The 11312-nt window shown below is 73.0% G+C and carries 9 protein-coding genes; 6 read left to right on the top strand and 3 right to left on the bottom strand.

The window, feature by feature from the left end; all coding sequences use genetic code 11:
- Positions 1 to 483 precede the first annotated feature (483 nt).
- Positions 484 to 933, top strand: a complete 450-nt coding sequence (locus ACFVSN_RS39150; protein ID WP_380445684.1) for a PTS glucose transporter subunit IIA — start codon at positions 484 to 486, stop codon at positions 931 to 933.
- A gap of 105 nt (positions 934 to 1038) precedes the next feature.
- On the top strand, positions 1039 to 2709 hold the full coding sequence (gene ptsP / locus ACFVSN_RS39145; protein ID WP_380498683.1) for a phosphoenolpyruvate--protein phosphotransferase: 1671 nt from the start codon (positions 1039 to 1041) through the stop codon (positions 2707 to 2709).
- A gap of 60 nt (positions 2710 to 2769) precedes the next feature.
- On the opposite strand, the gene ACFVSN_RS39140 is transcribed toward ptsP, so the two are convergent.
- From ACFVSN_RS39140 to ACFVSN_RS39130, 3 genes are read right to left on the bottom strand one after another with little or no spacing between them, the layout of a single operon-like run.
- Complete coding sequence (locus ACFVSN_RS39140) at positions 2770 to 4872, bottom strand: acetoacetate--CoA ligase (protein WP_387958103.1); 2103 nt, start codon at positions 4870 to 4872, stop codon at positions 2770 to 2772.
- Positions 4873 to 4918: 46 nt separating this feature from the next.
- Positions 4919 to 5467 carry an NUDIX domain-containing protein gene (locus tag ACFVSN_RS39135; RefSeq protein ID WP_380445687.1) on the bottom strand — a complete coding sequence of 183 codons (549 nt, stop codon included), beginning with the start codon at positions 5465 to 5467 and terminating at the stop codon, positions 4919 to 4921.
- A 34-nt stretch (positions 5468 to 5501) separates the two neighbouring features.
- The gene (locus ACFVSN_RS39130) at positions 5502 to 6404 is read right to left on the bottom strand and encodes an NUDIX domain-containing protein (protein ID WP_380498681.1); all 903 of its coding nucleotides are present in this window, start codon (positions 6402 to 6404) and stop codon (positions 5502 to 5504) included.
- Between the two features lie 253 nt (positions 6405 to 6657).
- Here ACFVSN_RS39130 and mmuM point away from each other — a divergent pair, with 253 nt between their 5' ends.
- The 4 genes from mmuM to glpK all read left to right on the top strand — a co-directional run bounded on the left by mmuM (position 6658) and on the right by glpK (position 11177).
- Positions 6658 to 7584 carry a homocysteine S-methyltransferase gene (gene mmuM, locus ACFVSN_RS39125; RefSeq protein WP_380445689.1) on the top strand — a complete coding sequence of 309 codons (927 nt, stop codon included), beginning with the start codon at positions 6658 to 6660 and terminating at the stop codon, positions 7582 to 7584.
- A gap of 191 nt (positions 7585 to 7775) precedes the next feature.
- A complete protein-coding gene (locus tag ACFVSN_RS39120; RefSeq protein WP_380445690.1) occupies positions 7776 to 8540 on the top strand; it encodes an IclR family transcriptional regulator in 765 nt (254 codons plus the stop codon).
- Positions 8541 to 8741: 201 nt separating this feature from the next.
- A complete protein-coding gene (locus ACFVSN_RS39115; RefSeq protein ID WP_380498679.1) occupies positions 8742 to 9554 on the top strand; it encodes an MIP/aquaporin family protein in 813 nt (270 codons plus the stop codon).
- A 102-nt stretch (positions 9555 to 9656) separates the two neighbouring features.
- Positions 9657 to 11177 carry a glycerol kinase GlpK gene (gene glpK, locus ACFVSN_RS39110; protein WP_380445692.1) on the top strand — a complete coding sequence of 507 codons (1521 nt, stop codon included), beginning with the start codon at positions 9657 to 9659 and terminating at the stop codon, positions 11175 to 11177.
- The last annotated feature ends 135 nt before the right edge of the window (positions 11178 to 11312 follow it).

Below are 11312 nucleotides of genomic sequence, written 5' to 3'. Positions count from 1 at the left end.
TTGAGTTCTCAAGGAACGGACGCTTCCTTCGAGCCGCCTTCCAGCGGGCCCTCCGGGCGCTTCGTTCTTTCGTGTTTCCAGCTTACCAGATGTTTGCCGTGCCGTTTCCGGCGCTTTTCGCATCTGAAATCTGCTGTTAACCGCCGACTTGCGGCGACTCGACCAACCATAGCGGGTCGTCCGCCGGAGCGCGAATCGGGGCGCGCCGGGTGTCACCCGGTCGGAGGCATGATTTGTTGCTCTCGCGAGCATATACAGCAATGGTCCCGATTCGCCAAGATGCCTGTAGAGTGCGGCGCATCGACCAAGAGGACTAGACCACTAGCAGGTCGGTGTGCTGCCGGCCGGCAGAGCGGGCGGGGCGTGAGTCTCCGCCCGGGAATGTCAGCGGATGTCCGAAGTTGACATGATTTAGGCTTCAGTTGATCGTCGCGCCGCTGCCCGCGGCCCTTCGCTGTACTGCGCACTTGGGAGGCACAAACCATGACCACTGTGACGTCGCCGCTGACCGGCCGGGTCGTCGGGCTCGCCAACGTCCCCGACCCGGTGTTCTCCGGTGCGATGGTCGGTCCCGGTACCGCGGTGGACCCGGTGCGCGAGCCGACCGAGGCGGTCGCTCCGGTGGATGGTGTCGTCGTCTCCATGCACCCGCACGCGTTCGTCGTCGTGGACGCGGACGGACACGGTGTGCTGACGCACCTCGGGATCGACACCGTGCAGCTGAACGGCGAGGGCTTCGAACTGCTCGTCAACAAGGGCGACACGGTGACCCGCGGTCAGGCCGTCATCAAGTGGAACCCGGCCGACGTCGAGGCCGCGGGCAAGTCGCCGATCTCGCCGATCGTGGCGCTGGAGGCCGCCCCCGACTCGCTGGGCAACGTGCGCGAGGACGGCGAGACCCAGGCCGGCGACGAGCTGTTCAGCTGGAGCTGACCTCTCCTCTCTATCTTTCCCCACACCCGCCCCGGACGAGATGACGGGGCGGCCCCCACACAGCGGTTCCCGGCGGGGCCGCTCATCTCAGCGGAGACAGGTGACATGACGAAGACGCTGCGCGGCGTGGGTGTGAGCCACGGGGTCGCGATCGGCCAGGTGCGGCACATGGGGACGGCGGTGCTGGAGCCGCAGACCACGCAGATCCCGACCGAGGACGCCCCCCGTGAGCAGGCTCGCGCCCAGGCGGCCGTCGAGGCGGTGGCCGCGGACCTGAACGCCCGCGGCAACCTGGCCGGCGGCGAGGCCCAGGCGGTGCTGGAGGCCCAGGCGCTGATGGCGCAGGACCCGGAGCTGATGGCGGACGTGGCGCGGCGGATCGCCGTGGGCAGCAGCGCCGAGCGCGGCGTCTACGACGCCTTCGCCGCCTACCGCGCGCTGCTCGCGTCGGCCGGGGAGTACCTGGCCGGGCGCGTCGCCGACCTGGACGACGTGCGCAACCGCATCGTCGCCCGGCTGATGGGCGTGCCGATGCCGGGCGTGCCGGACAGCGACGAGCCGTACGTGCTGTTCGCGCGGGACCTGGCTCCGGCCGACACCGCGCTGCTGGACCCGACCCTGGTGCTCGGCTTCGTGACCGAGGAGGGCGGGCCGACCAGCCACAGCGCCATCCTCGCGCGGGCGATGGGCGTGCCGGCCGTGGTCGCGCTGCCGGGGGCGACCGACGTCGCCGAGGGCACCGTGGTGGCCGTGGACGGCAGTTCGGGCGACGTGCTGCTGGAGCCGACGCAGGAGAAGCAGGACGAGCTGCGGGCCGCCGCCGCCGAGCGCAAGGCCGCGCTGGCCGCGTCCACCGGTCCGGGCCGGACCTCGGACGGGCACCGGGTGCCGCTGCTGGCCAACGTCGGCGGTCCGGCGGACGTGCCGGCCGCGCTGGAGAACGGCGCCGAGGGCGTCGGTCTGTTCCGCACCGAGTTCCTGTTCCTCGACGACTCGGCGCAGGCCCCGAGCGAGGAGAAGCAGGTCGAGGCGTACCGCAAGGTGCTGGAGGCGTTCCCGGAGGGCCGGGTCGTCGTCCGGGCGCTGGACGCGGGCGCGGACAAGCCGCTGGACTTCCTCACCCCGGCCGACGAGCCGAACCCGGCGCTCGGCGTGCGCGGTCTGCGCACCCTGCTGGAGCACCCCGAGGTCATGCGGACGCAGCTGCGCGCGCTGGCCAAGGCCGCCGACGGGCTGCCGGTCCACCTTGAGGTCATGGCCCCGATGGTGGCCGACCGCAAGGACGCCAAGGACTTCGCCGACGCCTGCCGCGAGGCCGGTCTGAACGCCAAGTTCGGCGCGATGGTGGAGATCCCGTCGGCCGCTCTGCGGGCGCGGGCGATCCTCCAGGAGGTCGAGTTCCTGTCGCTCGGCACCAACGACCTCGCGCAGTACACCTTCGCCGCCGACCGTCAGGTGGGCGCGCTGGCCCGGCTGCAGGACCCGTGGCAGCCGGCGCTGCTCGACCTGATCGCCTCGGCCGCCGACGCGGCGCAGGCGGAGGGCAAGAGCTGCGGCGTGTGCGGCGAGGCCGCCGCCGACCCGCTGCTGGCCGTCGTGCTGACCGGCCTGGGCGTCACCAGCCTGTCCATGGGCGCGGCGTCGATCCCGTACGTGCGGTCGACGCTGGCCAAGTACACGCTGGCGCAGTGCCGCCGGGCCGCCGAGGCGGCGCGGGCCACGGACAGCGCCGACGAGGCGCGCGCCGCGGCGCAGCAGGTGCTCTCCGGCGAGTAAGTGGGACGAGCGGTACGAGAGAAGGGGCGCTCCCGGTCGGGGGCGCCCCTTCGGCGTTCGTCAGGACTGGCGGTCGCGGCGCAGCTGCTCGAAGAAGCGCAGGTGGTCGATGTTGTCGACGGAGCCCGGGTTGACGGCCTGCTCCAGCGGGGTGCCGGAGAGGATGCGCTTCACCGGGACCTCGATGCGCTTGCCGGTGAGGGTGTGCGGCAGGCCCCGGACGGTGATGACCTCGTCGGGGACGTGGCGCGGGGAGAGTTCGGTGCGCAGCGAGGTGCGGATGCGGCCGATGAGGTCGTCGTCGAGTTCGGCGCCGGGGGCGAGGACGACGAACAGCGGCATCCAGTAGCCGCCGTCGGGCTCCTCCAGGCCGATGACGAGGGACTCGGCGATCTCGGGGAGGCGCTCGACGACCTCGTAGATGTCGGAGGAGCCCATCCGGACGCCCTGGCGGTTGAGGGTGGAGTCGGAGCGGCCGTGGATGACGACGGTGCCGCGGGAGGTGACGGTGATCCAGTCGCCGTGGCGCCAGGTGCCGGGGTACACGTCGAAGTAGCTGTCGTGGTACCGGGTGCCCTCGGGGTCGTTCCAGAAGCCGGTGGGCATGGACGGGAGGGGCTTGGTGACGACGAGTTCGCCGACGGCGTCGGTGAGCGGGTGACCCTGGACGTCCCAGGACTCGACGGCGGCGCCGAGGCAGGGGGCCTGGATCTCGCCGAGGTACACGGGCAGGGTGGGGACGCCGCCGACGAAGCAGGAGCAGACGTCGGTGCCGCCGCTGACGGAGGCGAGCCAGACGTCCTCCTTGACCTCGTCGTAGATCCAGCGGAAGCCGTCGGGCGGGAGCGGGGAGCCGGTGGTGCCGATGCAGCGGACGGCGGAGAGGTCGAGGTCGCGGCCGGGGTGCAGGCCGGCCTTGCGGCTGGCGATGACGTAGGCGGCGGAGGTGCCGAGGACGGTGGCGCCGGTGCGGGCGGCCACCGACCACAGGGCGCCGGTGTCGGGGTGGCCCGGGCTGCCGTCGTAGGTGACGATCGTGGCGCCGACGAGGAGGCCGCCGAGCAGGAAGTTCCACATCATCCAGCCGGTGGAGGTGTACCAGAGGAAGCGGTCCTGCGGGGTGAGGTCGAGGTGGAGGCCGACCTGCTTGAGGTGTTCGAGCAGGATGCCGCCCTGGCTCTGGACGATGGCCTTGGGCAGGCCGGTGGTGCCGGAGGAGTAGAGCACCCAGAGCGGGTGGTCGAAGGGGACCGGCTCGAAGACCGGGGCGGTGTCGTCGGCGATCAGGTCCTCCCACTGGAGGGCGCCCTCGGGGGCGGGGGCGCCGAGCAGGGGGACGTGCACGACGGTGTGCAGGCTGGGGAGTTCCCGGCGCAGCTCCGCGACGACGTCGGTGCGGTCGTGGTCCTTGCCGCCGTAGTGGTAGCCGTCGACGGCGAACAGGACGGTGGGCTCGATCTGCTGGAGCCGGTCGAGGACGCTGCGGGCGCCGAAGTCGGGGGCGCAGCTGGTCCAGATCGCGCCGACGGCGGCGGTGGCGAGGAGGGCGACGGCGGCCTGCGGGACGTTGGGCAGGTAGGCGCTGACGCGGTCGCCGGGGCGGACGCCGCGGGCGCGCAGGGCGGCGGCGAGGGAGCCGACCTGGCGGCGCAGTTCGGACCAGGTGAGGACGGCCGGCTGCTCGGTGGTCTCGTCGAGGTGGAGGATCGCGGGGCGGTCGGCGTTCGCCGGGTCGTCGGCGGCGCGCAGGGCCTGCTCGGCGTAGTTGAGGCGGGCGCCGGGGAACCAGCGGGCGCCGGGCATGGCCGGGTCGGCGAGGACGGTCTCGGGGGCCTCGGTGAAGCGGACGTCGAACCACTGCGTCACCGCGGTCCAGAACCGGCCGAGGTCCTCGGTGGACCAGGCGTGCAGGGCGGCGTAGCGCTCGGCGGCCTGCTGGTCGTCGTCGGCCGGGGCGAGCGGGGCGGCCGGGGCGCCGTGGTGTTCGGCGGCCCAGGCCTGGAACGCCACGAGGCTGGTCGCGGCGGCGCGAGCGGGGTTGGGGCGCCAGAGCGGCTGGTCCTGGAGGGGGGTGCTCACGGTGGTGGTCTCCCGGCCGGTGGTGGGGACGGGAGTGCTCGTGGCGGGCCCGTCCGGTTGGGCTGTCGGTGCAGACCATGCCATGTGAGCGGCCGCTGCGCCAGGGTCTGCCGCGGGAGTGGCGGGCTGGTCAGCGGCGGTCGAGTTCGCCGTTGAACCAGGCGCGGGAGACGTTGGTGTGGAAGTCCCAGACGAGCCGGGTGTCGGGGTGGGCGAGCAGCCAGCCGTCGGTCTCGTCGGTGGGGCGCGAGGGCGGGAGGTCGGCGAGGGGGCGGGCCGGGAGCAGGCCGCAGAGGAAGACGAAGCGGCCGTGGGGGTCGGAGGAGGTGGAGACGAGGGTGACGTCGGCGGCGTCGGCGTGGATGCCGGTCTCCTCGCGCAGTTCGCGCACGCAGGCCTGCTGCCAGGTCTCGCCGAAGTCGATGTAGCCGCCGGGGAAGGCGAGTTCGCCGTACCCGGGCTCGATGGTGCGGCGGATGACGACGAGGGCGGGGTCGGCGTCGGGCCGGGTGACGGGCAGGACGGCGACGGCGACGGGCAGCGGGTTGCGGTAGCTGATCTCGGCGCAGCCGGGGCAGGTGCGGGGCCAGTCGCGGGTGCCGGGCGGGTAGGGCGTTCCGCAGAAGTGGCAGTGGGAGAAGGGGCGGTTGACCGTGCTCGTCACGTCGTCGGTGGTCATGTGCGGATGGTAGTCCGACGCCCGCCGCGGGCGGTCAGCGGATCTCGTCCTCGCGGGCGGGGCGCAGCAGGGCGGGGTGGAGGAGGCGGGCGTCGCCGGCGCGGTAGGTGCGGGCGCGGGGGCCGCCGCGGGCTCCGCCGCGTTCGGTGGTGGTGCCGGTGCTCTCGACGAAGCCGGGGACGGAGAGGACCTTGCGGTGGAAGTTGCCGGGGTGGAGCTTCTCGTCCCAGACGGCCTCGTAGACGGCGCGCAGCTCGGGGATGGTGAAGTCGGGGGGCAGGAAGGCGGTGGCGAGCGGGCTGTACTCGATCTTGGCGCGGGCGCGGTCGAGTCCGTCGGCGAGGATGCGGGCGTGGTCGAAGGCGAGCGCGGTGGGGCCGCTGGGCCCGCCGACGCCACCCCCGTGGGTGTCGGCGGGCTCAGCGGCGGTCTCCGGGGGGCCGGCGGGCCCGTGGGCGAGGCCGGCGACCGGGTACCAGGCGGCGGCAGCGGCGTCGGTGCCGGCCTGGGGGTCGGGGAGGTCGGGGGCGAAGGCGAGGTAGGCGACGGAGACGACGTGCATGCGCGGGTCGCGGTGGGGGGCGCCGTAGGTGCCGAGCTGTTCGAGGTGGATGCGGCTGAGCGCGGACTCCAGGTCGGAGCTGCCCACCAGGCCCGTCTCCTCGGCGAGTTCGCGGGCGGCCGCTTCGTCGAGGCCCTCCTCGCCGGCGCGCAGGAAGCCGCCGGGCAGCGCCCAGGAGCCCTGGTAGGGCGGGGCGGCGCGCTCGACGAGCAGGACGTGGAGGCGGCCTTCGCGCAGGGTGAGGGCGACGACGTCGACCGTGACGGCCACCGGGGTGTAGGCGCGCGGGTCGTAGGCGGCGAGCCATTCGCGCTCGGCCTCCGAGCCGGTGTGGTGCGGGCCGGTGTGGTGCGGGCGGGGCTCGTCGGCGGCCATCGTCGGCGTCTCCGTGCTGTCGTCTCGTGCCGGGTGTGCTGTCGTGCCCCGACCTGGCGCCCGCGCTTCGTACCGCGCCAGGGCGTCTTGGGTGCGGCCGCGCTGGGCCGCACGGTCGTTCTGTCGTTCTGTCGTTCTCGGGATGAGCACAACGTAGCGAGTCCGTTCCGGCCCGGCAAACGGTTTTCCGCGCGGGCGAGGGCGCCCGGCTCCTAGGCTGTGACCAGCCATGACCGTTCCCGAGGAGGCCCCCATGCCCGCCACTCCCCCGTCGGACTTCGCCGCCGCGCTGGCGGCCGGCCCCTTGGTCCTGGACGGCGGGATGTCGAACCAGCTGGTGGCGCAGGGACACGACCTGTCGGACGAGCTGTGGTCGGCTCGGCTGCTGGCGGACGCGCCGGAGGCCGTGGTCGAGGCGCACCGGGCGTACTTCGCGGCCGGGGCGGAGGTCGCCATCACCGCGAGCTACCAGGCGAGTTTCGACGGTTTCGGGCGGCACGGGCTCGGCCGGTCGGAGTCGGCGCGGCTGATGGCGCGCAGCGTGGACCTGGCCCGGGAGGCGGCGCGCAGCGAGCCGGGCGGGCGGCGGCGGCGCTGGGTGGCGGCCTCGGTGGGGCCGTACGGCGCGGTGCTCGCGGACGGTTCGGAGTACCGCGGGCGGTACGGGCTGAGCGTCGCGGAGCTGGTGGCGTTCCACCGGCCGCGGCTGGAGGTGCTCGCGACGGCGGGCCCGGACGTGCTGGCGCTGGAGACGGTGCCGGACGCGGACGAGGCGGAGGCGATGCTGGAGGTCGTCCGGGGGCTCGGGGTGCCGGCCTGGCTGTCGTACAGCATCGCGGGCGACCGGACGCGGGCCGGGCAGCCGCTGGCCGAGGCGTTCGCGCTCGCGCGGGACGTCGACGAGGTGGTGGCGGTGGGCGTGAACTGCTGCACGCCGCGGGACGCCGACCTGGCGGTGGCCCTGGCGGCGGAGGTGACGGGGAAGCCGGTGGTGGTGTACCCGAACAGCGGGGAGCACTGGGACCCTGAGATACGGGGCTGGCGCGGGGAGCCGACGTTCCGCTCGGCGCGCGTGCGCGGCTGGCTCGCGGACGGGGCCCGGCTGGTCGGCGGGTGCTGCCGGGTGGGGCCGGACGGGATCGCGGCGCTGGCCGCGGAGGTGGCCGTCCGGCGGGACTGAGGCCGGGACGGGAACGGACCGGGACGGAACCCGGGGCCGGACCCGGAACGGACCCGGGGCCGCGGAGGTTAACAGGCGGCCGAGCGCGGGTTACCGAGGGGGAAGGTGCACGGAGCACCGAACGCCTGGCAAACTCGTCCCGTTATCACTGCGGTCGACAATGTCGACCGCCTGTCAGCGCGGAGGTACCCATGCCCGGCCCGATCCAGTCGCTTTCCCGGGCCGCCGCGATCATGCGCCTGTTGGCCGGCGGCGAGCGCCGCCTGGGCCTGTCCGAGGTCGCGACGGCGCTCGACCTCGCCAAGGGCACCGCGCACGGCATCCTGCGCACGCTGCAGCAGGAGGGGTTCGTCGAACAGGACCCGGAGAGCGGCAAGTATCAGCTGGGCGCCGAACTGCTGCGCCTCGGCCAGAGCTACCTGGACGTGCACGAGCTGCGCGCGCGGGCGCTGGTGTGGGCCGACGACCTGGCCCGGGCGGCCGGCGAGACCGTCTACCTCGGGGTGCTGCACCAGCAGGGCGTGCTGATCGTGCACCACGTGTTCCGGCCGGACGACACCAGGCAGGTGCTGGAGGTCGGGTCGATGCAGCCGCTGCACAGCACCGCGCTCGGCAAGGTGCTGGTGGCCTACGACCCGGTCGCGCGCGGGGAGTTGGGCGACGGACCGTACGAGTCGTACACGCTGCGGACGCTGACCGAGGCGAGCGATCTGGACGCGGAGTGCGCGCTGATCCGCGAGCGCGGCTGGGCGGACTCGATCGAGGAGACCTGGGAGGGCGTGGCCTCGATCGGCGCGCTGATCCAGGACCGGCGGCGCAATCCGGTGGGCGCGGTGTGCATCAGCGGGCCGGTGGAGCGGGTGTGCGAGGACGGCTTCGTGCGGCCCTCGCTGGTGGCCTCGGTGCGCAGCGCGGCGCGGGCGATCTCGCGCGATCTGGGCGCCGGCCGGTTCTGAGCACGGGAGTCGAATCGTCACGCTGAGGCGCGGACGGGCGGTGAGCCTGTCCGCGCCTTGGCGTTTTGCCCTGATTCGGGGCACTCCGCTGGGTAACTTCGGGGGACGGGCCGAGGCGAGGGTCACAGCTGCGTAACCCCGCCTTGACGCGGGGCCGACCTGGGGAGGAAGCTTCCGCATGACGGTCGACATTGTCGAACGATGGCCGGGAAGATCACTCCCACGGCGCGCTCACCCGCACAGCGATCACCCGGCCGCCCGCCCCCACCCGCACCTCCGGGCCTCATGGACAAGGGAGTCTTTGTGTCCGCGTTCTCCAACGGCGACGTCTTCGTCGGCGAAACCCTCGGCACCGCCGCCCTGATACTTCTCGGTGGCGGCGTCTGCGCCGCCGTGACCCTCAAGAAGTCGAAGGCCCTCAACGCCGGCTGGCTGGCGATCACCTTCGGCTGGGGCTTTGCGGTCCTCATCGCCGCCTACATGACCGGCCCCAAGTCCGGCGCGCACCTCAACCCGGCCGTCACCATCGCGCTCGCGGTCAAGAGCGGCGACTGGAGCCAGGTGCCGCTCTACCTCGGCTCCCAGCTGCTCGGCGCGATGATCGGCGCCACGCTCGTCTGGCTCACCTACCTCGGCCAGTTCCAGGCCAACGAGGAGCCCACCCTCGGCATCTTCTCGACCGGTCCCGAGATCCGGAACCCCGTCCAGAACCTGATGACCGAGATCATCGGCACCTTCGTGCTCTGCATGGCGATCCTCACCCTCGGCGCCAACGACCTCAAGGGCATGGGCACCCTCATCGTCGCCCTGACCGTCGTCGGCATCGGCCTCTCCCTCGGCGGCCCGACCGGCTACGCGATCAACCCCGCCCGCGACCTCGGCCCGCGCATCATGCACTCCATCCTGCCGATCCCGAACAAGGGCGGCTCGGACTGGTCGTACGCCTGGATCCCGGTCGTCGGCCCGCTCGCCGGCGGCGCGCTGGCCGGCGTGCTCTACAACGCCCTGTTCTAAGCGACGGGTTCGAACCCGCCGAGCACGGGGACTGACCGGACGACCGACCGCGTCAGGCCCACCCACCCCGTCACCCCCCGACCCGAGCCGAGGACCCTCCCCATGACCTCCACTGGCAACTACATCGCCGCGATCGACCAGGGCACCACCTCCAGCCGCTGCATCATCTTCGGCGCCGACGGCCGCATCGTCTCCGTCGACCAGCAGGAGCACCGCCAGATCTTCCCCCAGCCCGGCTACGTCGAGCACGACGCCGCCGAGATCTGGACCCGGGTGCAGTCCGTCGTGCGCGGCGCGCTGGAGAAGGCCGGCCTCACCAAGGACGACATCCGCGCGATCGGCATCACCAACCAGCGCGAGACCACCGTCCTGTGGGACAAGAACACCGGCGAGCCCGTGCACAACGCGCTGGTGTGGCAGGACACCCGCACCGAGGCGCTCTGCCGCGAGCTCGGCCGCAACGTCGGCCAGGACCGCTTCCGCCGCGAGACCGGCCTCCCGCTGGCCAGCTACTTCGCCGGCCCGAAGATCCGCTGGCTGCTGGACAACGTCGAGGGCCTGCGCGAGCGCGCCGAGGCCGGCGACATCCTGTTCGGGACCATGGACACCTGGGTGATCTGGAACCTCACCGGTGGTGTCGACGGCGGCAAGCACGTCACCGACGTCACCAACGCCAGCCGCACCATGCTGATGAACCTCAAGACCCTCGCCTGGGACGAGGCCATCGCCGAGTCCATGGGCGTGCCGATGGCCGTCCTGCCGGAGATCCGCTCCTCCGCCGAGGTCTACGGCGAGGCCGTCGGCGACCTGGCCGGCGTCCCGGTCGCGGCCGCGCTCGGCGACCAGCAGGCCGCGCTGTTCGGCCAGACCTGCTTCAACGAGGGCGAGGCCAAGTCCACCTACGGCACCGGCACCTTCCTGCTGCTCAACACCGGCGAGAAGATCGTCAACTCGTACCACGGCCTGCTGACCACCGTCGGCTACCGGATCGGCGACCAGGCCCCGGTGTACGCCCTGGAAGGCTCGATCGCCGTCACCGGCTCGCTCGTCCAGTGGCTGCGCGACCAGCTCGGCATCATCTCCACCGCCGCCGAGATCGAGACCCTCGCCAACACGGTCGAGGACAACGGCGGCGCCTACTTCGTCCCGGCCTTCTCCGGCCTGTTCGCCCCGTACTGGCGCTCCGACGCCCGCGGTGTGATCGCCGGCCTGACCCGGTACGTCACCAAGGGCCACCTGGCCCGGGCCGTCCTGGAGGCCACCGCCTGGCAGACCCGCGAGGTCGTCGACGCCATGCAGAAGGACTCCGGGGTCGAGCTCACCGCCCTCAAGGTCGACGGCGGCATGACCAGCAACAACCTGCTCATGCAGAACATCGCCGACGTCCTGGACGCCCCGGTCGAGCGCCCGTACGTGGCCGAGACCACCGCCCTCGGCGCGGCCTACGCGGCCGGACTCGCCGTCGGCTTCTGGAACGACCTCGACACCCTGCGGGCCAACTGGCACCGCGCCGCCGAGTGGACCCCGCGCATGGACGAGGCCACCCGGGAGCGCGAGTACAAGAAGTGGCTCAAGGCCGTGGAGCGCACCATGGGCTGGGTGGAGGAGGAAGAGGACAACTGACAGACCCGCCGGTCGGGGCCCCGTGCCCCGGCCGGCCGCCCGCTGTTCACGGCAACGGGCGCACCCGTGTTTCACCGGCCCGCCGCACCGGGCCGACCGGCCTCTCCAGCAGGGGCCGCACCGCACCCGAGAGGA

The sequence above is a fragment of the Kitasatospora sp. NPDC057904 genome (assembly GCF_042887925.1).
Lineage (GTDB): Bacteria > Actinomycetota > Actinomycetes > Streptomycetales > Streptomycetaceae > Kitasatospora.
This window is presented reverse-complemented; position numbering and strand designations above follow the sequence as displayed.

Coding starts and splice junctions, on each gene's coding strand:
- ACFVSN_RS39150 (WP_380445684.1), top strand. CDS start 484: ATGACCACTGTGACGTCGCCGCTGACCGGCCGGGTCGTCGGGCTCGCC.
- ptsP (WP_380498683.1), top strand. CDS start 1,039: ATGACGAAGACGCTGCGCGGCGTGGGTGTGAGCCACGGGGTCGCGATC.
- ACFVSN_RS39140 (WP_387958103.1), bottom strand. CDS start 4,872: ATGGCATGGTCTGCACCGACAGCCCAACCGGACGGGCCCGCCACGAGC.
- ACFVSN_RS39135 (WP_380445687.1), bottom strand. CDS start 5,467: ATGACCACCGACGACGTGACGAGCACGGTCAACCGCCCCTTCTCCCAC.
- ACFVSN_RS39130 (WP_380498681.1), bottom strand. CDS start 6,404: ATGGCCGCCGACGAGCCCCGCCCGCACCACACCGGCCCGCACCACACC.
- mmuM (WP_380445689.1), top strand. CDS start 6,658: ATGCCCGCCACTCCCCCGTCGGACTTCGCCGCCGCGCTGGCGGCCGGC.
- ACFVSN_RS39120 (WP_380445690.1), top strand. CDS start 7,776: ATGCCCGGCCCGATCCAGTCGCTTTCCCGGGCCGCCGCGATCATGCGC.
- ACFVSN_RS39115 (WP_380498679.1), top strand. CDS start 8,742: ATGGCCGGGAAGATCACTCCCACGGCGCGCTCACCCGCACAGCGATCA.
- glpK (WP_380445692.1), top strand. CDS start 9,657: ATGACCTCCACTGGCAACTACATCGCCGCGATCGACCAGGGCACCACC.